Source organism: Candidatus Methylomirabilota bacterium (genome assembly GCA_035315345.1).
Taxonomy (GTDB): domain Bacteria; phylum Methylomirabilota; class Methylomirabilia; order Rokubacteriales; family CSP1-6; genus CAMLFJ01.
In genome coordinates this window covers 1-25,804 of sequence record DATFYA010000212.1, presented here as the reverse complement: position 1 = coordinate 25,804, position 25,804 = coordinate 1, and the positions used below count along the sequence as shown (strand labels likewise).

The window sequence follows — 25,804 nt, the reverse complement described above, 5'->3', positions numbered from 1 at the left end:
CGGCCCCGCGCCTCAGCGGTCGAGCCACGTCTGCTTGAAGAACTGTCGGCTCCGGCTGCCCGGCTGCGCCCCGGGCAGCGAGATGTAGCCCTTCACGGAGTCGCTCAGCGCCTCCGTCGCGCCCGACGCGTAGGGGAAGATCAGATACGCCTCCTCGGCCATGTGGCGCTGCAGGTCGCGGTAGATCGCCACGCGCTTGTCGCGATCGAGCGTGGTGCGGCCCTGCTCGAGGAGCTGATCCACCCGCGCATCCTTGAACTTGCCGAGGTTGATGTGCGACCCGCTGTGGAAGATGTCGTACACGTGGGCGTCCGGGTCGGGCTGCCACACCAGCGGGATCATGCTCATGCCGTCGTACTCGGTGCGGACGAAGTTCTTCAGCGCGGCGCCCCACTCCACCTGCTTGAGCGTCACGCGGATGCCGGACGCCGCCAGCTGCTCCTTCATCACCTCGGCGGTGCGGATGGTCTGGGGGAAGCGCGGGGACACCTCGAGGGTGGTGTCGAGCCCGCCGCCGAGGCCGGCCTCGCCGAGCAGACGCCGGGCCTGCGCCGGGTCGTGGACGTAGTACGGCAGGCCCTTCTCGTCGCCGTTGTAGCCGAACGGAGCGTCGCACGGTGGGATCTTCGTGGTGATCGCCCCGTGCCCGCGCAGGACGCTGGCGATGATCTCTTTTCGATTGATGCCCACGCTCACCGCGCGCCGCACGCGCGCGTCGGTGAAGGGCGCCTTGGTTTGGTTGAAGGCCATGCCGTGCTGGGCGCAATAGCCGTCGGGCTCGCGAAGCGTCACGCCGGCGGCGCCCTGCAGCTGGCGATCGATCAGCGGATCCACCGACCAGAGGTAGTGGACGGTGCCGGCCCGCAGCGCGGCCAGTCGAGCCGCCTCGTCCGGGATGATCCGGTACTCCAGCCCGTCGAGGTAGGGCAGGCCCGCGTCGAAGTATTTCGGGTTCCGCTTGAGCACGACGGTGTTGTCGGGCACGAAGCGCTCGAGCATGAAAGGCCCGGTGCCCGAGGCCTCCTTCTGGAGGTCACCCCGGTTCTCGACGATGTCGCGCGGGACGATCGCCGAGTAGTGCGGGGTGGCCAGGTACGACAGGAGCGGGGCGAACGGTCGCTTGATGACGAAGCGCACCGTCGAGCGATCCGGGGCCTCGACGCGCTGGATGATCTGCCAGTTCGAGCGCCAGGGCGACGCGGTCTTCTCGTCGAGCATGCGCTCGAACGAGTACTTCACGTCCTCGGCCACGAGGTCGCGGCCGTGGTGCCACGTCACGCCCTTGCGGAGCTTGAACACGTAGGTCGTGTCGTTGACCACCTGCCACGACTCGGCCAGGTCGCCCACGATGTTCATCCTGGCGTCCCGGCGCAGCAGATTCCCGTAGACGTGCTCCGCGATCATCCAGCTGTGGGCCGCCGCGGACTTCTGCGGGTCGAGGCCGGGCGGGCTGACGTCGGCGGCGACGACGAGCGTGCCGCCGCGCTTGGGATTCTGGGCGGCGGCCGGCCCCGCGAGCGGCGGCGCGGCGAGCCCGAGCAGGGCGATCGCGCCCGCTTCGAGGAATGCGCGCCGGGTCGGGTGGGCCGGGGAATCGATCGGGTGCTCGCTGCGGTCGGTCATGCCGCCCTCCGGGTCAGAGGTTGCCGTGAGGTGCCGTCGAGACGTCCGGCCCGCCCGCGCGAGGCCGGCCCGCGTCGCGCCATCCTCCTCCCCGGAGCCGACCGCGTCAAGCGTGAGCGTCGGCGGCGCGGGCGATCGGCGGTTGACTTGTCCGCCGCGGCTGGCGAATAATCGCGCCACCCACACGCCCGGGAGGAGCCTCGACCATGACCGTCTCGCGCCTGATCATGCTGGTGTGCCTGCTCGCCGCTGCGCTCGCCGGACCGGCGTCCGCCGACGAGCTGGTGGTGGCGACCTTCGGCGGCACCTTCGTCGACAACTCGAAGAAGTGCCACGCCGCCGCCTTCGAGAAGGCCACCGGCTCCACCGTCAAGTACGTGCTGGGCAGCTCGGTGCAGACCGCCGCGAAGATGCGCGCGGCCGGCTCGCGGGCCGAGTTCGACGTGGCGTACATGGACAGCCAGATCGTCAAGCAGGTGAAGGCGGAAGGCCTGCTGCAGCCGCTCGAGCCCGCCAGGATCGAGCACTGGAACGATCTCTACGACGCCTCGCGGGACAAGGACGGGTACTGGGTCTCGATGATGTTCGCGGGAACGATCATCACCTACAACACGAACCTGGTGAAGACGCCGCCCACCTCGTGGGCGGATCTCTGGAAGCCCGAGTGGAAGGGCAAGCTGGCGATCCCGGACATCTCGGGCACCTCCGGCCAGCAGTTCCTGATGGCGGCGGCGCGGCTCAACGGCGGCTCGGTGGAGAACATCGACCCGGGCTTCGAGGCCATCAAGAAGCTCAAGCCCAACGTGCAGATGATGTACACGCAGCCGGACCAGATCATCCCGCTGTTCGAGCGGGGCGACATCGCTCTGGCCGTCTGGTACACGGACCGGACCGGCGCCGCCGCGCTGAAGGGCGTGCCGGTGGCCGCCGCGTACCCGAGCGAGGGCGCGATCGGCATCGTGCCGACGGTGTCGGTGCCCAAGGCGAGCACGAAGCGGGACCTCGCGCAGAAGTACATCGCGACGCTGCTCGCGCCGGAGGGCCAGCTCTGCTTCGGGCAGTCGCAGTTCGCCGGACCGACCAACAAGAAGGTGCAGCTGCCGCCCGACCTGGCCAAGCTCGTGCCCTACGGCCCGCTGGTGCAGCGCATGTTCTTCCCCGACACCGATCTGGTGGCCCGGAAGTTCCCGGAGTGGTCGGAGCGCTGGGGGCGCGAGATCGCGCGTTGACGCGGCGGCGCGCGCGCCGTCTCCGGTGAGCGGCGCCGCGCCGGCGCTCGCGCTGCGCGGGCTGCGCAAGTCGTTCGGCGCGGTGGTCGCGGTGGACGACGTATCGCTCGACACCGCGCCCGGCGAGTTCGTATCCCTCCTGGGCCCCTCCGGTTGCGGCAAGTCCACCCTGCTCCGCATGGTCGCCGGGCTCGTCGAGCCGGACGCCGGCCGGATCGTGCTGGCCGGCGAGGACATCACGCAGGTGGCCGTCCACCGCCGCAACCTCGGGCTCGTCTTCCAGTCGTACGCGCTCTTCCCGCACATGACCGTGTTCGAGAACGTGGCCTTCGGCCTCCGCCGGCGCGGCGTCGGCGCCGCCGACCTGGCGCCGCGCGTCGAGCGCATGCTGGAGCTGGTGCGCCTGGGCCCGCTCGGGGCGCGGCACCCGCGCGAGCTGTCGGGCGGCCAGCAGCAGCGCGTGGCGCTGGCCCGGGCGCTCGTCACCGAGCCGCGCGTGCTGCTCCTCGACGAGCCGCTGTCCAACCTCGACGCGCTGCTGCGCGACGAGATGCGCGTGGAGCTGAAGCGGCTGCAGGAGCGCCTCGGCACCACGATGATCTTCGTCACTCACGACCAGGCGGAGGCGCTCATCCTGTCCGACCGCGTGGTGGTGATGGAGGCCGGGCGCGTGGAGCAGGTGGGCCGGCCGGAGGAGGTCTATCGCCGGCCCGCCACCGCGTTCGTCGCGCGGTTCCTCGGGCGCGCAAACTTCCTCGCCGGCACGGTGGCCGGGACCGACGCGGCGGGCACGGTGGTGCGGCTCGACGGCGGCGGCCTCTCGGTGGTGGCGGCCGCCCGGGCCGGCCTGGCGGTGGGCGCGCCGGTCAGCGTGGCCCTCCGGCAGGAGGCGATTCGCATCGAGTCCGCCGAGGGCGAGGCCATGCCGGTCGGGCGCGCCAACCAGTTCGCGGTCACGGTGGTGTTCCACGCCTTCGCGGGGCAGGCGCACCACTACGTCATTCAGCTGGCCGGCGGGCGCGAGATGGAGATCGCGGCACCCGGCTCGGCGCGGCCGCTCCCGCGCGGGTCTCGCGCGCGCGTCGAGTGGAGCCCGGAGGACGTGATCCTGCTGCCGGGCGCAGGTCCGGGAGGGTCGCGATGACGCGCGGGGGCGGGGGGCGGCTGCTCGCGCCGGCGCTCGTGCTGCTGACCGTCGCGTTCGTGGTGCCGGTGGCCATGCTGGTGCCGACCAGCGTGCGGCCGTACGTGCCGCTGGTCGGCATCACGAGCGGCTTCACCGCCCGCCACTACGTCAAGCTGTTGACCGACTCCTACTACCTCGAGATCATCGGTCGCACCCTCGCGCTCGGGCTCACCGTCACGTGCTCGACGCTGATCGTCGGCTATCCGCTGGCCTTCTTCCTCGCGCGCACGTCCTCGCGCTGGCGCAACTGGCTCACGATCCTCGTGGTCTTTCCGCTCCTGCTGAACCTGGTGGTGCGCACGTTCGGCTGGATCGCGCTGCTCGCCCAGAACGGTCTCGTGAACCAGGCGCTCCAGGCGCTGGGGCTGGTGGAGTCGCCGGTGAAGCTGATCTTCAACTTCGCCGGGCTCCTCATCGGCCTGACCCACATCTTCCTGCCGTTCATGGTGCTGGTGCTGATCGGCGCCATCCAGAACATCCCGCGCGACGTCGAGGACGCCGCGCGCGTGCTGGGCGCCTCCTGGGGCAGCGCCTTCCTCCGGGTCACGCTGCCGCTGTCGGCGCCCGGCATCCTGTCGGGCTCGATCCTGGTCTTCGTGCTGACCATCAGCGCGCTGGTGACGCCGCGCCTGCTCGGGGGGCCGACCTACCAGGTCATGTCGACGCTCATCTACGACGAGTTCCTCTCGCGCCTGAACTGGCCGGCCGGCTCGGCCCAGTCGCTGCTGCTCACCGTGATGGTGCTGGCGCTGGTCTATCTGTCGGGCCGCCTCGCCCGGCGCACGGGAGCGCGCGTGTGACCGCGGCCCGCGCGCGGACGTGGCTGCTGCGGGCGTGGGTCACCCTCGTCTTCGCCTTCCTCATGCTGCCGGTGGTGGTGATCGTGCTCGCCTCGCTCAGCCGGACCTCCTACCTGACCGTCCCGCCGCGCGGCCTGACCCTGAGCTGGTTCACCAAGGTCCTGAGCGACCCGGAGTACGTGCACGCCATCGTCTGGAGCGTCCTGCTCGCGCTCGTGGCCACCGCGGGATCGCTCGGGGCCGGGATCGCCGCGTCCTTCGCCCTCATCCGGCGCCGGGTGACGGGCGGCGCCGGCGTCGCCGCGCTGCTGAACGCGCCGCTCGTGTTCCCCGGCGTGGTGGTCGGGGTGGCCTTGCTGCAGTTCTTCGCGCTGATCCATGTCAACGGCACCTTCGTCGGGCTGGCGCTCGCCCACATGGTCATCACGGTGCCGTACGTGGTGCGGGCGGTGACCGCGAGCCTGCAGGGCATCGACCCCGAGCTGGAGAACGCGGCGCGGGTTCTGGGCGCGAGCGGGCCGGTGGCATTCTTCACGGTCACCCTGCCCCTCATCCGGCCGGGGGTGGCGGCGGGCGCGCTGTTCTCGTTCATCGTGTCGTTCGACAACGTGCCGGTGTCGATCTTCCTGCTCGGCGCCGGCCAGATGACCCTGCCGGTGAAGATCTTCACCGCCATCGAGTACGGGGTCGATCCGTCGATCGCCGCGGTCTCGACCCTGCTGATCGTCGTCACCGGGCTCGGGCTGGCGGTGGCCGAGCGCTGGATCGGCTTCCACCGCTTCGTCTGATTCCCGAGGAGAGGGTCCATCATGGCAGCTTTGAGGGAAATGCGGTTCACCGGCCGGATCGCGGTCGTCTCCGGCGCGGCCAACGGCATCGGCCGGGCCAGCGCGCTGCGCCTCGCCCGCGAGGGCGCCGACCTGGTGGTGGTCGATCGGGAGGGCGACGCGCTCCTGAGCGTGGCCCGGGAGATCGAGGCCGCCGGGCGGCAGGTGCTGCCGATCACCGCGGACTGGACCGATCAGCGCGCGGTGGCCGAGGCCTTTGCGGCCATCCGCCGGCGCTTCGGCCGCATCGACGTCCTGTTCAACAACGTCGGCCAGTCCGCCCGCGAGCGGGCCAGCGAGTTCCACGCCTCCGAGGAAGCGACGTGGCGCTTCGTCATCGAGGTCTCGCTGCTCGCGACCATGCGGGCCACCCGTCTGGCCGTCGAGGAGATGCGCGCGCGTCGCAGCGGGCGCATCGTCAACATGTCCACCGAGTCGGCGTTCTACGGCGACGTCGGCTTCGTGGACTACTCGGCGGCCAAGATGGGGGTGGTCGGGTTCACTCGCTCGCTGGCCCGCGAGCTGGCCCCGTTCCAGGTCAACGTCAATGCGGTGTGCCCCGGGGCCATCCGCACGCGCGCCCACGACCGGCTGCCGCGCGAGGTGATCGACCGGGTGCGGAACAGCGTGCCGATGGGCTACGTGGCCGAGCCCGAGGACGTGGCCGGCGTGGTCGCCTTCCTGGCCAGCGACGACGCGCGCTACATCACCGGCCAGTCGATCCTGATCGATGGCGGCCGCTGGATGATCTGACCCGCCACTTACCCTCTCCCCCCTGGGGAGAGGGCAGGCGAGGTCACTTACCCTCTCCCCCTGGGGAGAGGGCAGGGTGAGGGGGAAGCGTAAGGCCCCCGAATCCCAAGGAGGACGAGATGCCCGGACGGCTCGAAGGCAGGATCGCAGTCATCACCGGTGGCGGCAGCGGCATCGGCCGCGCCTGCGCGCTCCGCTTCGCCTCGGAGGGCGCGACGGTGTGCGTCGCCGACCTCGACAAAGGCGGTGCGGAGGAGACCGCGCGTTGCGTCGAGGCGTTGGGCCGCAAGGCCCTGGCGCTTCAGACCGACATCACCGCGGAGGCGGCCAACGACGCGATGATCGCGGCCTGCGTGCAGGCGTTCGGCGCGGTGGACGTGCTGGTGGCCGCCGCCGGCGTGGGGAGCCCGCGGCCGGACGCGGCGTCCACCAAGCCGTTCACCATGCTCGACATGCCGATCGACCGCTTCCGCTCGGTGATCGACGTGAATCTCTACGGGGTGATCTTCTCGAACCGCGCGGCGGCCCGCTGGATGGTCGCCAACCGGCGGGGCGGCAGCCTGATCAACCTGGGCTCGATCATGTCGCGGATGCCGTCGGCGGGCGGCGCCTACAGCATCAGCAAGGCCGGCGTGTGGATGGCGACGAAATGCCTGGCGCAGGAGCTGGCGCGGAACGGGATCCGCGTCAACGCCATCGGCCCCGGCTTCATCGAGACGCCGATGACCGCGCCGTTGCGCTCGGACGCCGACCGCAGCCGCTGGGCCATGGGCCTCACGCCGATGGGCCGCTACGGCACGGTGGACGAGGTCGCGGCCACCGCGCTGTTCCTGGCCTCCGACGACGCGGCGTTCTTCACGGGGGAGATCCTGCACCCGTCGGGGGGCGTATTCGTCGGGTGATCTGGCTCAGTGAAACGTGCGCCCGCCGTCGACGGCCAGCGCGGCGCCGGTCACGAACGACGACTCGTCGCTGGTGAGATAGAGCGCGGCCTGCGCGATCTCCTCGGGCTGGCCCGGCCGCTTGATCACGTAGCGGTCGAGGATGCGCGCCAGCTCGGCCTCCGGATCGGCCGCGCCTTCCCACGATGACCGGAACAGCGGGGTGTCGATGATGCCCGGGCAGATGGCGTTGACCCGGATGCGGTCGGCGGCCAGGTCCACCGCCAGCGTCTTGCCGAACATGACGAGCCCCGCCTTCGCCGCGCAGTAGGCCGTCCGCTGCTCGAGCGGGCGCAGCGCCGCGCCGGAGGCGATGTTCACGATGGTCCCGCGGCCAGCCCGCTTGAGCGCGGGCAGCGCGGCGTGGCACACGAGCATCGGCCCCGTGAGGTCCACCGCCAGGATGCGCGCCCATTCCGCCGCGGTCATCTGCTCGAACGGCCGCATCAGATCGATCCCCGCGCTGTTGACGACCCCGTCGAGCCCGCCCAGCGTGGTCACCGCCCGCGCGACGGCGTCCCGCACCTGGCGCTCGTCGGCCACGTCGCAGGTCGCGGTGACCGCGCCGTCCGCATGCGCCTTCTCGAGCCCCGCCGCGTCGCGATCGAGCATGGCCACGCGAGCGCCTTCCGCCCGGAAGAGCCGCGTGATCGCCAGCCCGATGCCCGAGGCGGCGCCGGTCACGAGCACCCGGCGCCCGCGGAGCCTCACGCGCGCGCCTCCGCGCGCAGCACCGGGCGGAGCGCGTCGGCCACCTCGTCGCAGCGGGCCAGCCATACCCCGGAGTGCCCGAGGATGTACTTGATCAGCTCTTCCAGCAGGGTGATGCGCGAGGGCCGGCCGATGATCTGCGGGTGCATGGCGAGGCAGAAGTAGCGGTCCTCGCGGTAGAGCACGTCGAACTCGCGCCGCCAGGCCTCGAACACCGCCGACGGCGCCTGCATGGTGCGCCCGGGCAGCGTGATCGAGTACTGGAAGAACGGCGCGTCGTCGAGCACCCAGGCGAACGGGAACTCCACGATGTCGGTCAGCCGGCCGTCGATGCGATGCAGGTAGGGCGAGTCGTCGTCGAAGTAGTTCGAGGAATAGCCGAACCCGTACTCGGCGAGCATCGTCAACGTGTGCGGGCTGAACTCGGCGGCGGGCGAGCGGTAGCCGACCGGCTGCCGCCCGGTCATGCGCTGGATGATCTCGATGCCCCGGTCCATCTCCTCGCGCTCCTGCTCGAGCGTGAGGTTGACGATCCAGGCGTGCGACCACGAGTGGTGCGCGATCTCGTGGCCGGCCTTGAGGATCGCCTCCACCATGGCCGGCCGCTGCTCCATCACGAGGCCCGGCACGAAGAACGTCACCCGCAGCCCGTAGCGGGCGAGCAGGTCGAGGATGCGCGGCATGCCGACCTTCCAGCCGTAGGCGCCCTGGCTCATCACGATGGGGCGCTCGGCGTTCTTGGGGTCGCGGGCTGTCCACATGGTCTCGGCGTCGATGTCGAAGCTGAGCAGGACCGGGAAGCCCTTGGGCGAGAGCGGCATGACGTGCCTCCGGAGCGAGCGGGTTAGAGCGGCATCGGGCGCGCGCACGGGCGCTCGCGCTCGAGGTGGCCGGCGAGGGCGAGCACGCGGCGATCTCCGTACCAGGGGCCGACGATCTGCAGGCCGATGGGCAGGCCGTCGGACGACCAGCCGCACGGCAGCGACACCGCCGGGTGGCCCGACAGATTGAACGGCCAGAGATACGGATACCAGGCGCCGCGGATCGAGCCGGCGACCTGCCCGGCGATGGAGATCGGACGGAAGGCGTCGTGATCGACGGGGAGGGCGGGGCGGGAGAGCGTGGGCGAGACCAGGAAGTCGAAGCGCTGCAGCCAGCCGTGCGCGCGCCGGTACATCGCGGTCCGCTGGCCCAGCGCGTTCACCCAGTCCACCGCGGTCCACTGCGCCCCGCGCTCGATGGACTCGCGCAGGCTCGGCGCGACCTTGTCGCCGAACGTCGCCATGTGCGGGCCCACCCGCGCGGCGAGGCCGGCCTGCAGCCCGATCAGGAACGTGCGCTCGAACGCGGAGAGGTCCTCCTCGATGGTCTCGACGTGAGCGCCCTGGCCCTCCAGGTAGCCCACCACGCCCTCGCATTCTCCGAGCACCTCCGGATCGACCAGGTGGTTGCCCACGCGCGGAAGCCAGCCGATCCGCAGCCCGCGCACCGTGACCTCGCGCGGGTCGTCGGACGGCTCCGGCCGCGAGTACGGATCGCGCGGATCGAAGCCGACGATGACGTCGAAGCACGCGGTGGCCTCCGCCACCGTCCGCGCCATCGGGCCGATGTAGGACGTGGAGGAGAAGAGATCGGCCTGGTGCACGTGCGGCACGCGTCCGAGCGTGGGCTTGAGCCCGACGATGCCGCAGCAGGACGCGGGCAGGCGCACCGAGCCGCCGCCGTCGGTGCCGAGGGCCAGCGGCCCCTGCCCGGTGGCCACCGCCGCGGCGGCGCCGCCCGACGAGCCGCCCGCGGTGCGCGACAGGTCCCACGGATTGCGGGTCGCCCCGAACAGCGGGCTGTCGGTGAAGGGCTTGTGGCCGAACTCGGGCGTGGTCGTCTTGCCGATCAGGATCGCGCCGGCCTCCCGCAGCCGCCGCACCGGCACCGCGTCCTCGGTCGGCACCTGGTCGGCGAAGATGAGCGAGCCCATCGTCGTCCGCGTGCCCCTGGTGAAGAGCAGGTCCTTCACCGAGAACGGCACGCCGTGGAGCGGGCCGAGCCGCTCGCCGGCCATCACCGCCGCCTCGGCCCGGCGGGCGGCCTCCCGCGCCTCGTCCGCGGTCACGGTGACGAAGGCGTTCACCGTGGGCTGGAGCGCCTCGATCCGCTGCAGCACCGCCTCGACCACCGAGACCGGCGAGATCTCCTTGGTGCGGATCCGGCGGGCCAGCGTGAGCGCGTCGGTCTGGATCATCCTCCGTTCCCGGGGGCGCTCTCGGCGGCCAGCACCGCCGCGAACGTCTCGACCAGGCTCTCCAGCTCCGCGTCGCCCATCGGCGAGGAGAGGCAGCCGAGCCCGGTGATCGACATCAGCACGCCGCGCTCCATGAGCCCGCGCACCATGCGGTGCAGGCGCGCGTCTTCCTCCGGCGTCGTGCGCGTGCTGCGGTAGTCGATCAGCTCGCGATCGGTCGGATGCAGGCGGAAGAGCGAGCCCATTCCCGTGACCGCGCCGGGCACGCCGGCGCGCTTGAAGCAGGCTTCGAGGCTCGCGCGGAGCTTCGCCCCCAGCTCGTCGAGCCGGCCGAAGGCGTCGGGCGTCAGCAGCCGCATGCCGGCCAGCCCGGCGGCCATCGTCACCGGGTTGGCGTTGAAGGTGCCGCCGTGCGGCGCCGCCGGCTTGCCGCCGGTCGGATCGAACACCGCCATCACGTCGGCCCGGCCGACCACCGCACCCACCGGGAAGCCGCCGCCGATGATCTTGCCGAGCGTGGTGAGATCCGGGGTGACGCCGAACACCCCCTGCGCTCCGTGATAGCCGACCCGGAAGGTGATCACCTCGTCGAAGATGAGCGCGATGCCGTGCCGCGACGTCACCTCGCGCAGCGCGCGCAGGAAGTCGCGCTGCGCCGGGATCAGGCCCACGCGGTTCGGGATGGGGTCGACCAGCACCGCCGCGAGGTGCCGGGCCTCGCGCTCGATGCGCGCCACCGCCAGCTCGGCGTGGTTGAACGGCAGCACCACCACGTCGTCGAGGACCGCCGGCGGCACGCCCCTGGAATACGGCGTGCTGGCCGGCGCGGCCAGGCTACCCCAGTGCTGAGGCGACGAGGCGAGGCTCACCTCCGCGTAGTCGTAGGAGCCGTGGTAGGCGCCCTCGAACTTGGCGATCTTCGGCCGGCCGGTCCAGGCCCGCGCGCCCTTGATCGCCATCATCACCGCCTCGCTGCCCGAGTTGGTGAAGCGCACGCGCTCGGCCGAGGGCACACGCTCGCAGAGGAGCGCGGCCAGCTCCACCTCCTCCGGGGTGGGCAGGGGGAACGAGGAGCCCAGGGCGAGGCGCCGCGTCGCCGCCTCCACGATGGCGGGATGCGCGTGACCGTGGATCAGCGCGGTGTAGTTGTTCAGGCAGTCGAGCCGGCGATCGCCCTCCACGTCGGTGATCCAGCAGCCGTCGCCCGACGCCGCGTAGGGCGGGTAGGGCGCCATGTAGACGGTGGTGCGCGTGTTGCCGCCCGGCATCACGCCCTGGGCCTGCGCGAAGAGCGCGGCCGACTTCGATCCCGGCGCGGCCCAGCGTCTCGTCTCGGCCAGCGCCTGCGGTGCCTTCACGGGAGTTGTCGCCATGGTGGTCCTCCGGAACCGGATTATAGTGCCCTCCAGGCCGCGAGGGCGAGCTAGCGGTCCGCTCGCGGCTCCAGCAGCAGCGTCTGGAGCGAGCGACCCACCAGGCCCGCCGTGTCCCACAGCCGCGCCCGCGCGAGCCCGATGCCGTGGCGTTCGCCGCTGGTGGCGGCGTCGAGGCAGGTCCACTCGCCGGTGGGAGCGCGATGCAGGGCGATCGTCAGGTCGCCGTTGACGAACGTGGTGGTGCGAGGATCGACGGCCAGCGCCACGCCGCTCGCCGAGTCGGCCGCCGTGACGAGGCACTCGAGCGGCGTCGGCGTCTCGCCGGCGACGAGCGCGACGCGAGGCCTCAGCCAGGCCGCGGTCGGCCCGCGGCCCAGGGCGCCCTTGGCGAGTCGCCACTCCATCGCTCGGTGATAGCCCTGGTCCCCGCTCATGAGCGGCAGCTCGAATGGCGTGCTCTCGGCCGGCGGCACGGGCGGCGTTCGCGGCTCCGGGAGCACGGTCACGCTGCCGGCGGCCACGCGCATGACGAGGCAGGTGGCCTCGATCACGACGGCGTCGTCCTCGGTGAGGAGTGAGCCGGCGAGGCGCTGGACCTTCGCGCCGGCGCGCACGACGCGCGTCGCGACGGTCAGGGGCTCGAGGGGAACCGGACGCAGGAAGTCGAAGGTGAGCCGCGCGATCTGCCCACCGGCCCCGGCCAGGCCCGCGAAGGCGCGCGCGAGGAGCGCGGCGGGCGGACCGCCGTGCTGATGCCGAGGGCTCCACGGGCCGCGTGCCGACACGGACGGAACGAAGCGCTCCCCGTCGGCGGCGAAGAACGGCGGGAGCGGGCTCACGCGAGCGCGGGGCGGCCGGCGGGTCAGCGGCGCTTGAAGGCCGGCATCACCTGCGTCGAGAAGCGCTCGAGCTGGTCGAGGATCACCGCCTGCGGGGTGCCGACCGGCTGACCCACGTTGACGACCTCGAGGCCCGGGTACTTGTGCTGGATCTCCATGAGCTGCTCGGTGATCTGCTCGGCCGGCCCGATCAACCACGAGCCCGCCTTGATGGCCTGGCGCAGCGTCGGCAGGTTGGCTCCGCGCGCCCGCTTCGGGTCGGCCACCGCCTCGATCTGCTCGGGAGTGAGCCCGGGCACGAAGCCGAGCGGGGCGAACATCTTGATGTTCTCCTCGAAGAAGGGCGTGGCCTCCCGGATGCCCTGCTCCATGCTGTCGGCGATGTGGAACGAGAAGCCGATGCAGAGACCCTCGCCCGGCTCGCCTTCGTGCCCGGCGCGGGCGCGCGCCTCGCGGAAGGCGTGGACCACCTTCTCGTTGGCCCCGCCCGGCGCGGCGCCGCCCCCGATGATGCCGCGGATGTCGTGCTTCGCCATGAAGTCGAGCGCACGCGGGCTCGCGCTGACCACCGGCTGCCAGCACTCCACCGGCAGCGTCTTGGGCCGCGGCACCAGCGTGATCTCCTCCAGCTCGTAGCCGCGGTAGGGCACGCGCGGCGGGATCGTGTAGTGCTTGCCCCGGTGCGAGAAGGCCCGCTGGTTGAACGACTTCATGATGATCTCGACCTGCTCCTCGAACAGCTCGCGATTGGCGTTCTGATCGAGCAGCGGCGCCCCGAAGGCCTCGACCTCGCGGGTGTGGTAGCCGCGCCCGACCCCGAACACCACGCGGCCGTTGGTGAGCCAGTCGACGGTGGCGAAGTCCTCGGCCATCCGGATCGGGTGCCACATCGGCGCGATGTTGAAGCCGCAGCCGACCCGGATGTTCTTCGTGAGATGACAGAGGTGCAGGGCCAGCATCAGCACGTTGGGGATGCACTCGTACCCCTCGCGCTGGAAGTGGTGCTCGGCCAGCCAGAAGATGTCGTAGCCGGTCCGGTCCATCAGACGGGCGATGGCCTCGCTCTTGGGGAAGACGGTGGCCAGCCGCTCGTCGGAGAGCCAGCGGTCGTTGGCCGCGGTCCCCTCGAGCCCTTCGTCGTCGAGATCCACGTGGCCCGCGAAGAGGCTGCCGAAGGTCGTGATCATGCGCGCGCTCCCGCCGGCGCCGCCGGTTCGGGCCCGTCGGCCACGTAGGGCATGCGGTCCTTCAGGGCGGCGGGCGCCTCCGAGACGAAGAGGTCGGGGGGCAGCCAGATCACATCGAGATGGCCATCCGCCGGGATCCGGTTGTAGCTCATGGGACCTCCGATCAGGAGAGGTGGTAGGCGCGGGCGACGTTGCCGCCCAGGATGGCGTGCCGGGCCGAGTCCGGCATCGGCGCCACCATCTCCTTCAGCTCCTCGAGGTAGTTGCCGGGATGATCGGGATGCGGATAGTCGCTGGCCCAGAAGAAGCGGTCCTCGCCGACCAGCTGCATCATGGCGGGGATCGTCCGCTCGTCCGGGTCGGCGGAGATGAAGCACTGGCGCTTGAAGTAGTACGACGGCGTCTCGCGGAGCCGCACGGTCGCGCCCAGCGTCGTCCCGCCGAAGATGGCGTCGGCACGGTCGAGGAAGTAGCCGATCCAGCCGGCCTGCGATTCCAGCACCACCACCCGCAGGCGCGGGAAGCGGTCGAACACGCCCAGCTGGAAGAAGGTGGCGAAGGCCTGCATCACGCCGTGGCCGGCGAAGAGGTCGAAGTACCACACCGCCCAGCCGAACTTGTCGTAGCGGTGGTGCACGTTCCAGGCGGGCGGCTCGAAGGTGGGATGGATGGCCAGCGGCACGTCGAGATCCTGCGCGGCCGCGAACACCGCGTCGTGCGCGGGGGCGCCGTGGGGCACGCGCGTGATCGTGAAGGGGCAGACGAACGCGCCGCGGCAGCCGTCGCGCACCGCGCGCTCGAGCTCGCGCGCTGCCTCGGCGGGATCGCCCAGCGACAGATGCGCGATGGGAATCAACCGGCCGCCGGAGTCGCGGCAGAAGTCGGCGATCCAGCGGTTGTAGGCGCGGCAGTACGCGCCCGACAGCTCGGCGTCCATCAGCTCGGCTTCCCAGAGCAGGCCGAGCGTCGGGTAGAGGACCGCCTTCGCCATGCCCTCGCGGTCCAGCAGCTGGACGCGCTCCTTCATGTCCATCGTGCCGAAGGCGGCGCCGCGGAGATAGGTCTGCTCCGGTCCCGGGCGGATGCCACGCATCTCCTCGGGCCGGATCTCGCCGCGCAGGGCGCGCTCGCGCAGCTCCCGCGCCTCGTCCACGCGCTTGCCCATGCCGCCCAGCGTGCCGAGCTGGCCGGGACGGGGCAGGGTGGCCCGCCGGCCGTCGATCTCCAGGTACTCGTAGCCATCGTCGCCGACCCGGATCCGGATGGCGCGGGCCTTGTAGCGCGCCTCGAGGTATTGCTCCCACAGATCGGGCGGCTCGAGGATGTGCCCGTCGCAATCGATGATCATCGCGAGGGGTACAATACCTCCGTTCGCGTCCGAGCGCATCGGCCGCGACGCATGCGGGCGATCCGCGGGACTCTAGGAGACGCCCGGCTCGCGCAGCGGCGGCCGCGGCACCGGGATCGGCGCGCCGCGCTCCCACATCGCGCGCAGCACCCGTCGCCGCTCGCCGTCCAGCCGGTCGAGCGCCTCCAGCGCCGAAGGGGCCTCGGCCACGCAGCCCGGCAGCTCGGGATGCTCGGCGCGACGAAGCCACTCGCCGCCGCGCTCGATCGACTCGAGCACCAGCAGGTAGGGCACCGCCTCGTAGTAGGCGAGCGGCCGCCCGCTCTCGGCCGCCGCGGCGTCCGCGAGCGCGTCGGGCATCAGACGAAGGGCACCCACGCGATCGGCACGCCGGCGTCGGACTGCCGCGCCTTCTCGGTCGCGCCGATCCAGCTCTCGCCCTCGGGCAAGAGCGCCGAGGCCGGCCGCACCCGGCAGAGCGTGGGGTCGTCGACGTTCGCGGGTAGCACGCCGCGGTCGCGCAGCGCGCGGGCCGCGTCGATCAATCGGCGCCGCACCAGGATCACCATCGCGTCGGTGGTCCCGAGGTGCTCCTGCGTCCGGTCGTAGATCGGCCCCATCGTCTCGGTCATCGCCCGATCCTGGAGGTTGCCGAGGAACGGGATGCCGATGGTCAGGTCCTTCAGCAAGGCGTGGTCCTGCCGGTAGTCGTTGTGGATGTTGGCCGCGGTGTAGAAGCGGCGGTACGGGTCGCCGCCGGAGTCGACGTAGCCGCCCCACGACGCGAAGGGATCGCGCACCTGCCGCGCCTCCTCCTCGGTCACCGGCCGATCGAGCCGCGCGCGCATCACGACCTGGAGGTTGTAGTGGTCGTCGAGCGGCACCCAGGCCCGCGCGGAGACGATGTGGGGGTCGCTCGCCGCGATCATCGAGTAGAAGGGCAGGATGAACTGGGTGATGCGGTGCCAGTAGAGCCCTTCGGTGTCCGAGCGCCGGCGCGCGGAGTAGCAGGCGCCGTAATCGGTGGGCAGCACCTCGAGGCGCGGCCGCTTGTCGCGATGGAACGTGCCGCGCTGTCGGCTGTCGGGCGAGCGCTTGGCGTGCACGAAGTCGATGTGAGAGGAGTCGATGTCGCCCTCGAGCGCCTGGACCCAGTTGCACTCCTCCAGCATCAGAAGCGGCGGGTACACCTGCGCGGCGGGCAGCGTGTTGATCTCGAACGCGGGCAGAGGCGGCGTGCGCTCGCGCGGGCCCAGGTACGTCCAGATCACCCCGTTGACGTCGCGGCAGGGGTACGCGCGGGCGCGCACCTTGTCCTTGAAGGTGGACTCCTCCGGCTCGTTCGGCATGTCCACGCAGCGGCCGGTCACGTCGTACTTCCAGCCGTGATAGGAGCAGCGCAGCCCGCACTCCTCGTTGCGGCCGAAGAAGAGCGAGGCGCCGCGGTGCGGGCAGTTGGCGGCCAGCAACCCGACCTCGCCGCGGCTGTCGCGGAACGCGACCAGGTCCTCGCCGAGCAGGCGTACCTTCTTCGGCGGGCAATCGGGCGCGGGCAGCTCGAAGGACGGCAGGCACGGCATCCAGTAGTGGCGCAGCAGCTCGCCCATGGGCGTGCCGCGGCCGACCCGGCACAGCAGCTCGTTGTCCTCGTGCGAGAGCATCGGCTCCCTCCTGTGGCGCGACCGCCTATTGCCAGACCGCGAAGGCCATGCCGACTCCGGACCCGGCCGCCGACCGGTAGCTCGGGACGTAGTCGACGAGGCGCATCGCCAGGTGCTCGGTCGCACCGGCGGTGGCGATCCAGTTGCGGATCTCCGAGTTGCCGGACTCGAGCTGCGCCGGGGGCAGGGCGCTCAGCGCGTCGCCGTCCCTCTTGGCGAGCAGGTCGAGCACGTGCCGGTCCAGCTCCTCGTCGACGAAGAAGTGGCTGAGCCCGCCCGAGGCCAGGACGGCCACGCGCTTGCGGGCGGGCCAGTCCTCGATCGCCTGCCGGATCGCCCGTCCCAGCTGATGGCAGCGCCGCGGCGTCGGCTGGTTCGGCGGATAGTAGGTGTTGAGCAGCACCGGCACGATCGGAACGATGCGCTCGCCCATCAGCCGCTGGTGCACGAAGCTCCACGCGTGGCCGAACGGACCGTGGCGCGGCTGCACGCGCAGGTGCGCGACGTCGAAGTCGAAGTCGTGCGTGAGCGTCTCGATGAGGTGCCGGCCGAGCGCGGCGTCCACCGGAAACGCGCGGTTGGCCCCGTCACCGTAGAGCCCCCAGTAGGAGAGCTGCCGCAGCGGCGGCACGCTCGCCCGCGGCGGCGGGAGGTTCTCGACCGACTCGCCCCAGTAGATGCAGAGGGCCGGGCGGTGGTCGGGGCCGAACCACTCGTTCTGGTCGTCGCCGATGACGACCACCGCGTCGGGTGCCTCCTCGGCCAGCACCTCGCCGAGCTGCCGGACCGCGGCCTGCGTCGCGTCGTGTCGGGCCCGGGTGACCTCGGGGCGCAGCTCGCGATCGATCCGCCCGGCGCACTCGCGCGCCTTCGCCGCGAACTCGCGCAGGCGCGCGCGATCGAGGTCGCCGAGCCCGGCAAACGCCTCGTAGGGCGTGCTCAGCATCGGGCTGTGCGAGCTGCCGATGCCGAGCGTGATCTGCGCCATGCCGTTCCCCCGTGCTCGCGTCTCGGGCCACGTTCGAGCCGCCGTTCGGTGGGCCGAGAATCCGCCGCCGGTGACGGCAAGTCAAGGGGCGGCCCGCGCCCCGACGCCCTCTCGGCTCCGCCACCGAAACTCTCGGCCCGGGTCGTCCCACGACGCGGTAGTTACTTCCGACGGCGCTCGCCCCGGTCGCGTCCGGGCTCGCGGCCCGGACGAATCCGTGCGTTGAGCGGGCGATTCGACTCCTGGCACGGGGGATGCTGTGTGTGCGGCGTCGGGGGACGAGGCTTTAAACGGGAATCGGAGCCGGAAACGGCTGGGAGGACTGACGATGTACAACGTCTTCTACATCATCGGGGTGGTAGTGGTCGTGCTCGCCATTCTCGGATACCTCGGTTTTCGTTGAGCCGAAAATCCGGCGGGTGCGATCGTTGAATGACTGACCACGGATGGCTGATCACGAGAGGAGGGCGGTCATGAAAGCGCGTGCGTGGTGGATGGCGCCGGCGTTCTTCGCCGCGGTGGTGATGACCAGCGGCGTGGCCGGAGCCGCCGACAAGACGAAGGTGGACCAGGCGACCAAGCAGGTGGAGAGCGGCGCCAAGCAGATGGGCGATGGCAAGGTGGGCCCGGGCGTGAAGGAGACGGCCAAGGGCATCGGCAACACCATCGTCGAGGGGGCGAAGTTCAGCGGCGAGAACATCAAGGAGTTCTTCAAGAAGACGTTCTAGCCGGAGTTCCGCGGCCGGCTGCCGGGCGCCCGCCCGGCAGCGGTCGGCGGATGAGGCTCAGCCGCGGCGTCGGAGCGCGTCGGTCGCGGCGCGATCCAGGGCCGGGGGATCCGCCGCGGTCACGACGACCGCGTAGTCCCGCGCCGCATCCTCTGCCGTCAGATATCCCCGCGCCACGTCCCGCGCCACCAGAGCGGGATCGCGCCGCCGGGGATCGCCGTAGCCGCCACCGCCCGGCGTGCGCACCGTGATGCTGTCGCCGGCGACCAGCCGGATGTCCTCGTCCTTCGACAGGTGCGGCGAGACGTAGTCGCCCCCTTCCCGGTGCACGATCACCTCGTTGGGCGCCCCATCGCGGCCGCCGAAGAGCCCGGGCGGCCCGAAGCGGCCGTGGTCCATCAGGAACGACAGCAGCGCTTCGCCGCGCCGCACCCGGATCTTGTAGTCCACTCCGAACCCGCCGCGCGTCTTGCCCGCGCCGCCCGAGCGCTCGCGCAGGGCGTAGCGCTCGAACAGCACCGGGTAGTGCTGCTCCAGCACCTCGGTGGGCTGCGTCTTCGAGATGCCGATGGTCGAGCAGCCGTTGGTGAGCCCGTCGTCCTCGGCGCTGCCCCCGTAGCCGCCGCCGCTGAAGACGTACATGATGTAGTGCCGCTCTTTCAAGGGGTCGTGACCGCCGAGCGTGAGGTTGCCGCTGGTGCCCGCGGGCGCCGCGAAGAGATCGTCCGGGATCGCGTGGGCCAGCGTGCTGAAGACCGACTCGGCGATGCGCGAGCTGACCTCGGCCGCGCAGCCCGAGACCGGGCGCGGGTAGCGCGCGTAGAGGAACGTGCCGTGCGGGTCGGCCACGTGCAGCGGCTCGAAGCATCCCGCGTTGATCGGCACATCCGGGAAGATGTGCTTGATGGCCAGGTACACCGCGGCCTTGGTGGTGGCGATCACGCTGTTCAGCGGCCCGCGGCACGGCCCGCTCGACTGAGAGAAGTCGAAGTGCAGGTCCGTGGCCTCCTTCTTGATCCGGAGCCGGACGGCCAGCGGGTCGGGATCGACGCCGTCCGAGTCCACGAAGGCCTCGCCGGAGTAGACGCCGTCGGGGATCTTGGCGATGTGCGCCCGCATCATGCGGTCGGAGCGGCGGCGCAATTCGGCGATGCACGCGGTCACGGTGGGCTCGCCGTAGCGGTCGAGCAGGGCGGTGAGGCGCTTCTCGCCCACGGTGAGCGCGGCCACCTGCGCCTTGATGTCGCCGATGCGCTCCTCGGGCACCCGGATGTTGGCGAGGATGATGCTGAGGATGTCGGGCTGCATCACGCCCTCGCGGAAGAGCTTCACCGGGGGCAGCCGCAGGCCCTCCTGCTGCACCTCGGTGGCCCGCGTGGAGAAGCCGCCGGGCACCGAGCCGCCGGTGTCCGGCCAGTGCCCGGTATTCGAGAGATAGGCCCAGAGCTGGCCCCGGTAGAAGTACGGCTTCACCATCTTCACGTCCATCAGATGCGTGCCGCCGCAGTACGGGTCGTTGACGATGAAGATGTCGCCGGGCCGCAGCGGCTCGGCGCCCGCGCTCACATGGTCGATCACCGCGCGGGTGGTGAACTGCATGACCCCCACGAAGATGGGCAGCCCCAGCTCGCCCTGCGCGATGACCTCGCCGTTGTCGCGCGCGTAGATGCCGTCGGAGCGGTCGAAGCCCTCCGAGATCACCGGCGAGAAGGCGGCGCGCTCGAAGGTGAGGTCCATCTCGCTCGCCACCTGCTGCAGCCCGTTCTGCACCACGACCAGCGTCACCGGATCGATCGCGTCCATCATCATTCTCTCCCCCTCTCCCCCCCGGGGAGAGGGCAGGGTGAGGGGCCAGCTTCCACCCCCCGCACCGTGATCTCCAGATTCCCCAGCGCGTCCACGCGCAGGCGATCCCCCGGCTCGATCACGGTGGTGGAATCGAGCTGCTCCACGATGGCCGGCCCGACCAGCGCGGCGCCGGCGCCGAGCTGCTCGCGCCGGTACACCGGCGTCTCCTGCCAGCCCGCGTCGAACCACACGCGCCGCCGCCCGGCCGGCGCGGCCGCGCCGCCGCGGTCCAGCGCGATCAGCCCCTCGAGCGACACCGGCCGGCGGCGGCCGATCACCGCGGTGCGCAGGCTCACCACCTGGGCGCGCATCTCGCGCAGCTCGACCTCGAAGCGCTCCCAGTAGGCCTTCTCGAACGCGCTCATCAGCTCTTCGCGCGCGAAGTCGGTCCGCGGGATGGCGACGGTGAGCACGTGCGTCTGCCCCACGAACTGCATGTCGGCCTCGTGCTGGACGCTCACCGTTTCGACCTCGACGCCCTCGGTGGCCAGCAGCCGCCGGCCCTCGGCCACCTGGTCGGCCAGGATCCGATGCGCCGCCTCCACGTCCATCCGCAGCACGCCCTGGTTGATCGTCCTCACGAAGTCGTGGCGCACGTCGGCGACCAGGCAGCCCAGCGCCGAGGTGATGCCCGGTCGCGCCGGCACCAGCACGCGCGGGATGGCCAGCTCGCGGGCCAGGGCCACGGCGTGCAGGGGGCCCGCGCCCCCGAAGGCGAACAGCACGAAGTCGCGCGGATCGTGGCCGCGCTGCAGCGACACCAGCCGGATCGCGCCGGCCATCTTGTCGTTGGCCACGCGCACGATCGCGGCGGCCACCTCGTCCGGATGGAGCCCCAGATGCGCGCCGATCTTCTTGTCGAAGATGTCGCGGATGCGGTCCAGGCGTGCCGCCTGCTGCACACCGAGCAGCCCGGTCGGGTTCAGGCGGCCCAGCAGCAGGTTCGCGTCGGTGATGGTCGGCTCCTCGCCACCGCGCCCGTAGCAGATGGAGCCCGGATCGGCGCCCGCGCTCTCCGGTCCCACCTGCAGGATGCCCGCCGAGTTCACCCGGGCGATCGAGCCGCCGCCGGCGCCGATGGTGTGGATGTCGATCATCGGCACGCGCACCGGCAGCCCGTAGCCCATCTCCTTGTCCGCGGTGAGCGCGGGACGACCGTCGCGGATCACCCCCACGTCGAAGCTGGTTCCGCCCATGTCGCAGCTGATGATGTTCCGGTGCCCGGCGGCCAGCGCGGTGTAGGCGGCCGCCTTCACGCCCGCCGCGGGCCCCGACATCAGCGTGCTGACCGCGTGCCGCGCGGCCACGTCCACCGACATGGTGCCGCCGTTGCCCTGCATGACCAGCAGCTCGCGCCGGTAGCCCTGCCGCGCCAGCTCGCCGGCCAGGGTGCGCAGGTACCGGTCGATCACCGGCTGCACGAAGCCGTTGATGGCCGCGGTCGTTCCGCGCTCGAACTCGCGGTACTCGGGCAGCAGCGCGGCCCCGGCGGTGAGGTAGGCGTTGGGCCAGAGCGCCGCCGCGGCCTCGCGCGCCTGCCGCTCGTGCGCGTCGTTGAGATAGGAGTGCATGAAGTGGATGACGAGCGCCTCGACGCCCCGCGCGCGCAGCGTGGCGACGGCCTCGCGCACCTGGTCGAGGGCCAGCGGCGTGACCACCAGCCCCTCGGCGTCCACGCGCTCGTCGACTTCCAGGCGCAGGTCGCGCGGGATCAGCGCCTCGAACGTGCCCTTGAGCCCGTAGGGCGTCGGCCGGGTGCGGCGTCCCAGCTCCAGCACGTCGCGGAAGCCGCGCGTGGTGATGAGCCCGGTGCGCGCGCCTTTCCGCTCGAGCAGGGCGTTGGTGGCGGTGGTCGTCCCGTGCACGATCACTTCGATGTCGGCGGCCCGCGTGTCGACGGAGGCCAGCGCCGCCTGCACCCCGCCGGCCTGGTTGGCCACCGTGGTCGGGACCTTGGCCACCCGTACCTCGCCGGTGGTCTCGTCGACCAGCACCAGGTCGGTGAAGGTGCCGCCCACGTCGACGCCGACGAGCTTGGCGGCGCGTCGTGGCGTGGCGGCAGAGCGATGCTCGTCGGCGGACATGGTCGGCGTGTCCTCGGTCCGGGAATGCTGGCGAGCCTAGTCGAGGGCGGAGGCGGAGTCAAGCAACGCGGGCCACCTGCCGCCTTGACGCCCGCGTCGGAGCCGGCGCAGTATCGACGGCGGGGCGGGCGTCGTGCTCGATGGGGACGCTCGCGGAGAGAGAGCCATGGCCGATCTCGAGCATTCCAAGCGCAGCCTGCCACGGGCCACGTACACGCCGATCAAGACCCCGCGCCCACCCGTGCACGAGCCCGGGCGCGCGCTCGACAAGTGGGCCTACCTGGCCGCGCTGCGCCCGACGGTACAGGAGATGGCGGTCGTCATCCGGCGGCTGACCACCGGCGAGCCGCCGCTGCCCGAGCCCGACCGCGTGCACCTGGAGACCATCCAGGCCGTCGTCGCCGAGTCGCCCGAGTCGCCGAGCGCCTCGCTGCCGCTGTCCATGATGGAGCGCATGGCCGCAGTGCCCGCGCGCCTGCTGCTGCGCTTCGGGGCCGAGCTGCAGGCCGTCCGCCAGCAAGCCGTCGAGCAGACCATCGGCAGCCACGCCGCGATTCTCGCTCGCTACGAGGCCACGACCGGCCCGAGCGGCGGCACGCGGCCCGGCGCGCAGTCCACCATCCCGCGCGAGTACACGCTGGACCCGCAGATGGTGCTGCCCGGCGCGCCCGGCGCCCAGGTGTACCGCTACGAGAGTCAGCCCGCGGCCCTCACCGGCCCAGCCGCCCGCACGGCGGCCAGGCGGGCGCGCGCCGCCGCCGACTCGATCGGCCAGATCGCGACGGCGGGGGCCTTCGTGGTGCAGCCGCCGGCGAAGCCGGAGCCGGCGGTCGCCCCCATGGCGCCGCCGATCGCGGTCGGACGGCTGATGGCCTGGGCCGCCGCCAACGACGTGCAGAAGGCGCAGGCCGAGCACACGATGGCGCTGGCCGCGCGCATCGGGCCGGGCGCGGCCACCTATACGCTGGCCCAGTTCCGCGCGTCGGCCCTCGCCCTGGTGACCGCGACGAAGGACGCCAACTACGCCTTCGAGCAGCGGCTGCAGATCGAGCCGGTGGGCATGCTGCACCTCGAGCGCCTCTCCTTCATCCCGGCCGGCATCGAGCGCGGCGAGCTGAAGTACTCGGTGCCGCTGTCTCCGGGCGAGCAGGTGAACATCACCCACAAGGAGTGGTCGAACACCTCCGAGGAGTTCGAGCGCATCGTCACCGACTTCATCGAGGCCTTCAGCGAGGAGGGCGTCACCGAGAAGAGCGAGCTGACCCAGTCGACCACGAACCAGCAGCAGCACACCAGCGGGTTCGACCTCGGGGTCACCGCCTCGGGCGGGTGGGGGCCGGTCAGCATCTCGACCACCGCGAACTACAACGTCTCGAACAGCGCCAGCGTCTCGCAGCAGACCGCGCGCAACCAGAGCAACGAGCTGACCCGCAAGGCGTCCTCGCGCTCCAAGAAGGAGCACAAGACCTCGTTCAAGGTGGCCTCCGCCTCGGGGACGGAGGATCAGGCGGTGCGCCTGATCAAGAACCCGTTCGACGACCGTACCACCCGCGTGGACTACTACCAGCTGGTGCGCAAGTGGCGGGTGGATCTCTACCGCTACGGCCTGCGCATGACGTACGACCTGACCATCCCCGAGCCGGGCTCCGACATCCTCTCCAAGCTCGTCGAGCTGAAGGCGGTGACGGCGGCGCTCCAGGAAGGGTTCGGGGAGTCGACCGCGAGCCTGCCCTGGGCGCGCTTCGACCTGACCCCGAAGCAGATCACCCGCGACAACTACCTCGATCTGGCCGCGCAGTACGGCGTGCCGGTCGAGCCGCCGCCGGCCGATGAGATCCCGGTCACGAAGGCCTTCACCCGCAACTGGCCCAACAAGGACTCGTCCAACGACAGCGACTACACCACCTTCGAGGTCGCGGTGCCCGACGGCTACGTGGTGCGTGGCTGGTCCAATAACTGGCGGTGGTGGGCGTGGACGGACGAGGACTACCACTTCGAGATCCGGCCGGATCTGAACACGTGGCTCGGGGTGGGCGGCGCGCTGACCATGTCGGTGGGCACCAAGTGGGTCTCGGCCTTCGACATCCAGCTGAAGCTCTGGTTCGGCCTCAGCGGGGCCGCGTACGACGCCTGGCGCCAGCGCGTGTGGGGAACGCTGCGCGAGGCGGCGCAGGCCCGCTACGAGCAGAACCGGACCATGCTGAAGGACCGCCTCGCCCAGCTACAGGAGGAGCTGAGCGCGCAGGACGCGCTGAGCCTGCGCAAGATCGAGCGCGAGGAAGTGATGAAGCACGTCCTGCGCTGGCTCTTCGGCCCGACCTTCACCTTCGTGCCGCCGGGCCTGCCGCCCGATCTCTACGGACCGAACGGCGCGGTGCTGGACGCGTCGCTGTGGGGCCTGGTGCTCGCCCACGGCGAGGTCATCAAGTTCCTGCACCAGGCCATCGAGTGGGAGAACATGCTGTTCTTCTTGTACCCGTACTTCTGGTCACACACGGCGCGCTGGGAGTTCAAGAAGTATCTGGACCACCCGGATTTCCTGCACCGCGTGTTCCTCAAGTCGGGCAGCGCCCGGGTGGTGCTGACGATCCGGCCCGGCTTCGAGCGCGATTTCGTCTCGTTCCTCGAGACCGGCACCCTCGACGGCCTGCCCGACACGCACCCGTACATGACCATCGCCACCGAGATGCAGGCCTATGCCAATACCAACTACCCGGGCATTCGTTCCGCCAACACGGTGGACAATGCCCGCCCGCTGCTCACGCCGCTGCAACTGAAGGCGTGGGACGAGATGCAGGGCATCATCGCGCTGCTGGAGCGCTTCAAGCAAAACAACGGGGGCTACCCGACCACCGCTCAGGGGCTCGCCGCGCTGGCCCCGTTGGGGCCGGTGCCGCCGGCCGACCCATGGGGCCGTCCGTACCAGTACCGCAGCCCCGGCGCCTACACCGACTTCGAGTTGTTCACGCTGGGCTCCGACGGCGAGCCCGACGGGGAGGGCGAGGCTGCCGACATCACCAGCTGGGCGGAGGCGTCGTTGATCGGCCAATGGTACGAGTACACGCCGACGAGCGCGCTGGACATCGCGTTCGACGAGACCATGCCGACCGCCTAGCGTCACGTGCCGGACTGGCGGATCCAGAAGCCCAGCTCGCTGCGGCATGCGCTGCGCGGGCGCGGCCTCGTCGAGTGGCAGATACCGGTGCTGATCGACAGCGGCGCGATCCAGCTCTTTCGCGGCACCACCCAGATCCAGCTGACGAAGGGACCGCTCACCCACGTCGACCAGTTCGACGTGGTGCGCCTGCTCGACCCGCTGCCCAAGACGGCGACCACCGCGCTGCAGACGGCCGCGGATACCACCTGTCGGGACTACGCGGTGGTGCCCGGCGTGGGCCGGACGAAGTACGATGACGAGCTGGCCAAGCTGCTCGAC

Annotated in this window: 23 protein-coding genes; 9 read left to right on the top strand and 14 right to left on the bottom strand. The window is 71.3% G+C overall.

Annotated features, from left to right (window positions below):
- Positions 1-12 precede the first annotated feature (12 nt).
- On the bottom strand, positions 13-1,623 hold the full coding sequence (locus VKN16_27185) for an ABC transporter substrate-binding protein (protein HME97904.1): 1,611 nt from the start codon (positions 1,621-1,623) through the stop codon (positions 13-15).
- Between the two features lie 206 nt (positions 1,624-1,829).
- Here VKN16_27185 and VKN16_27180 point away from each other — a divergent pair, with 206 nt between their 5' ends.
- From VKN16_27180 to VKN16_27155, 6 genes are all read left to right on the top strand, one after another.
- Entirely contained in the window at positions 1,830-2,852 is a 1,023-nt protein-coding gene (locus VKN16_27180; GenBank protein ID HME97903.1) for an ABC transporter substrate-binding protein, read from the top strand.
- Positions 2,853-2,877: 25 nt separating this feature from the next.
- Positions 2,878-3,996 carry an ABC transporter ATP-binding protein gene (locus VKN16_27175; protein HME97902.1) on the top strand — a complete coding sequence of 373 codons (1,119 nt, stop codon included), beginning with the start codon at positions 2,878-2,880 and terminating at the stop codon, positions 3,994-3,996.
- Positions 3,993-4,838, top strand: a complete 846-nt coding sequence (locus VKN16_27170; GenBank protein ID HME97901.1) for an ABC transporter permease — start codon at positions 3,993-3,995, stop codon at positions 4,836-4,838. Before VKN16_27175 ends, VKN16_27170 begins: the two co-directional genes overlap by 4 nt.
- Positions 4,835-5,626: an ABC transporter permease gene (locus VKN16_27165; GenBank protein HME97900.1), complete on the top strand. Its 792-nt coding sequence runs from the start codon at positions 4,835-4,837 to the stop codon at positions 5,624-5,626. The genes VKN16_27170 and VKN16_27165 overlap by 4 nt, the downstream gene beginning before the upstream one ends.
- A 21-nt stretch (positions 5,627-5,647) precedes the next feature.
- A complete protein-coding gene (locus VKN16_27160) occupies positions 5,648-6,418 on the top strand; it encodes an SDR family NAD(P)-dependent oxidoreductase (GenBank protein ID HME97899.1) in 771 nt (256 codons plus the stop codon).
- Between the two features lie 119 nt (positions 6,419-6,537).
- On the top strand, positions 6,538-7,320 hold the full coding sequence (locus VKN16_27155; GenBank protein ID HME97898.1) for an SDR family NAD(P)-dependent oxidoreductase: 783 nt from the start codon (positions 6,538-6,540) through the stop codon (positions 7,318-7,320).
- Positions 7,321-7,326: 6 nt separating this feature from the next.
- On the opposite strand, the gene VKN16_27150 is transcribed toward VKN16_27155, so the two are convergent.
- The 11 genes from VKN16_27150 to VKN16_27100 form a co-directional block, all read right to left on the bottom strand.
- Positions 7,327-8,070 (bottom strand): SDR family NAD(P)-dependent oxidoreductase, encoded by a 744-nt coding sequence (locus VKN16_27150; protein ID HME97897.1) that lies wholly within the window; start codon positions 8,068-8,070, stop codon positions 7,327-7,329.
- Complete coding sequence (locus VKN16_27145) at positions 8,067-8,891, bottom strand: polysaccharide deacetylase (protein ID HME97896.1); 825 nt, start codon at positions 8,889-8,891, stop codon at positions 8,067-8,069. The genes VKN16_27150 and VKN16_27145 overlap by 4 nt, the downstream gene beginning before the upstream one ends.
- A 23-nt stretch (positions 8,892-8,914) precedes the next feature.
- Complete coding sequence (locus VKN16_27140) at positions 8,915-10,309, bottom strand: amidase family protein (protein ID HME97895.1); 1,395 nt, start codon at positions 10,307-10,309, stop codon at positions 8,915-8,917.
- Positions 10,306-11,682 carry an aspartate aminotransferase family protein gene (locus VKN16_27135; protein ID HME97894.1) on the bottom strand — a complete coding sequence of 459 codons (1,377 nt, stop codon included), beginning with the start codon at positions 11,680-11,682 and terminating at the stop codon, positions 10,306-10,308. The genes VKN16_27140 and VKN16_27135 overlap by 4 nt, the downstream gene beginning before the upstream one ends.
- A gap of 50 nt (positions 11,683-11,732) precedes the next feature.
- On the bottom strand, positions 11,733-12,524 hold the full coding sequence (locus VKN16_27130; protein ID HME97893.1) for a thioesterase family protein: 792 nt from the start codon (positions 12,522-12,524) through the stop codon (positions 11,733-11,735).
- Positions 12,525-12,547: 23 nt separating this feature from the next.
- Positions 12,548-13,711, bottom strand: a complete 1,164-nt coding sequence (locus VKN16_27125) for an LLM class flavin-dependent oxidoreductase (protein HME97892.1) — start codon at positions 13,709-13,711, stop codon at positions 12,548-12,550.
- Entirely contained in the window at positions 13,708-13,863 is a 156-nt protein-coding gene (locus VKN16_27120; protein ID HME97891.1) for a hypothetical protein, read from the bottom strand. Before VKN16_27120 ends, VKN16_27125 begins: the two co-directional genes overlap by 4 nt.
- 11 nt (positions 13,864-13,874) lie before the next feature.
- A complete protein-coding gene (locus VKN16_27115; GenBank protein HME97890.1) occupies positions 13,875-15,059 on the bottom strand; it encodes an amidohydrolase family protein in 1,185 nt (394 codons plus the stop codon).
- Positions 15,060-15,131: 72 nt separating this feature from the next.
- Positions 15,132-15,419 (bottom strand): hypothetical protein, encoded by a 288-nt coding sequence (locus tag VKN16_27110; protein HME97889.1) that lies wholly within the window; start codon positions 15,417-15,419, stop codon positions 15,132-15,134.
- Entirely contained in the window at positions 15,419-16,720 is a 1,302-nt protein-coding gene (locus VKN16_27105; GenBank protein HME97888.1) for a Rieske 2Fe-2S domain-containing protein, read from the bottom strand. The genes VKN16_27110 and VKN16_27105 overlap by 1 nt, the downstream gene beginning before the upstream one ends.
- A gap of 25 nt (positions 16,721-16,745) precedes the next feature.
- Positions 16,746-17,708: an extradiol ring-cleavage dioxygenase gene (locus VKN16_27100; protein ID HME97887.1), complete on the bottom strand. Its 963-nt coding sequence runs from the start codon at positions 17,706-17,708 to the stop codon at positions 16,746-16,748.
- A 473-nt stretch (positions 17,709-18,181) separates the two neighbouring features.
- On the opposite strand from VKN16_27100, the gene VKN16_27095 reads away from it, so the two are divergent.
- Positions 18,182-18,436, top strand: coding sequence for a hypothetical protein (locus VKN16_27095; GenBank protein HME97886.1), 255 nt, complete (start codon positions 18,182-18,184; stop codon positions 18,434-18,436).
- 57 nt (positions 18,437-18,493) lie between these two features.
- On the opposite strand, the gene VKN16_27090 is transcribed toward VKN16_27095, so the two are convergent.
- Positions 18,494-20,239 carry a hydantoinase B/oxoprolinase family protein gene (locus VKN16_27090; protein HME97885.1) on the bottom strand — a complete coding sequence of 582 codons (1,746 nt, stop codon included), beginning with the start codon at positions 20,237-20,239 and terminating at the stop codon, positions 18,494-18,496.
- Positions 20,240-20,241: 2 nt separating this feature from the next.
- Positions 20,242-22,368, bottom strand: coding sequence for a hydantoinase/oxoprolinase family protein (locus tag VKN16_27085; GenBank protein ID HME97884.1), 2,127 nt, complete (start codon positions 22,366-22,368; stop codon positions 20,242-20,244).
- Between the two features lie 166 nt (positions 22,369-22,534).
- On the opposite strand from VKN16_27085, the gene VKN16_27080 reads away from it, so the two are divergent.
- Together VKN16_27080 and VKN16_27075 are read left to right on the top strand one after the other, a co-directional pair.
- On the top strand, positions 22,535-25,483 hold the full coding sequence (locus VKN16_27080) for a type II secretion system protein GspG (GenBank protein ID HME97883.1): 2,949 nt from the start codon (positions 22,535-22,537) through the stop codon (positions 25,481-25,483).
- A 6-nt stretch (positions 25,484-25,489) separates the two neighbouring features.
- Positions 25,490-25,804, top strand: a 315-nt coding sequence (locus tag VKN16_27075; protein HME97882.1) for a hypothetical protein, incomplete at its 3' end; no start/stop codon positions are given.

Bases quoted from the DNA above. Each gene is read 5' to 3' on its own strand.
- VKN16_27185 (HME97904.1), bottom strand. From the start codon at position 1,623: ATGACCGACCGCAGCGAGCACCCGATCGATTCCCCGGCCCACCCGACC.
- VKN16_27180 (HME97903.1), top strand. From the start codon at position 1,830: ATGACCGTCTCGCGCCTGATCATGCTGGTGTGCCTGCTCGCCGCTGCG.
- VKN16_27170 (HME97901.1), top strand. From the start codon at position 3,993: ATGACGCGCGGGGGCGGGGGGCGGCTGCTCGCGCCGGCGCTCGTGCTG.
- VKN16_27160 (HME97899.1), top strand. From the start codon at position 5,648: ATGGCAGCTTTGAGGGAAATGCGGTTCACCGGCCGGATCGCGGTCGTC.
- VKN16_27155 (HME97898.1), top strand. From the start codon at position 6,538: ATGCCCGGACGGCTCGAAGGCAGGATCGCAGTCATCACCGGTGGCGGC.
- VKN16_27145 (HME97896.1), bottom strand. From the start codon at position 8,891: ATGCCGCTCTCGCCCAAGGGCTTCCCGGTCCTGCTCAGCTTCGACATC.
- VKN16_27140 (HME97895.1), bottom strand. From the start codon at position 10,309: ATGATCCAGACCGACGCGCTCACGCTGGCCCGCCGGATCCGCACCAAG.
- VKN16_27135 (HME97894.1), bottom strand. From the start codon at position 11,682: ATGGCGACAACTCCCGTGAAGGCACCGCAGGCGCTGGCCGAGACGAGA.
- VKN16_27125 (HME97892.1), bottom strand. From the start codon at position 13,711: ATGATCACGACCTTCGGCAGCCTCTTCGCGGGCCACGTGGATCTCGAC.
- VKN16_27120 (HME97891.1), bottom strand. From the start codon at position 13,863: ATGAGCTACAACCGGATCCCGGCGGATGGCCATCTCGATGTGATCTGG.
- VKN16_27115 (HME97890.1), bottom strand. From the start codon at position 15,059: ATGATCATCGATTGCGACGGGCACATCCTCGAGCCGCCCGATCTGTGG.
- VKN16_27110 (HME97889.1), bottom strand. From the start codon at position 15,419: ATGCCCGACGCGCTCGCGGACGCCGCGGCGGCCGAGAGCGGGCGGCCG.
- VKN16_27105 (HME97888.1), bottom strand. From the start codon at position 16,720: ATGCTCTCGCACGAGGACAACGAGCTGCTGTGCCGGGTCGGCCGCGGC.
- VKN16_27100 (HME97887.1), bottom strand. From the start codon at position 17,708: ATGGCGCAGATCACGCTCGGCATCGGCAGCTCGCACAGCCCGATGCTG.
- VKN16_27095 (HME97886.1), top strand. From the start codon at position 18,182: ATGAAAGCGCGTGCGTGGTGGATGGCGCCGGCGTTCTTCGCCGCGGTG.
- VKN16_27090 (HME97885.1), bottom strand. From the start codon at position 20,239: ATGGACGCGATCGATCCGGTGACGCTGGTCGTGGTGCAGAACGGGCTG.
- VKN16_27085 (HME97884.1), bottom strand. From the start codon at position 22,368: ATGTCCGCCGACGAGCATCGCTCTGCCGCCACGCCACGACGCGCCGCC.
- VKN16_27080 (HME97883.1), top strand. From the start codon at position 22,535: ATGGCCGATCTCGAGCATTCCAAGCGCAGCCTGCCACGGGCCACGTAC.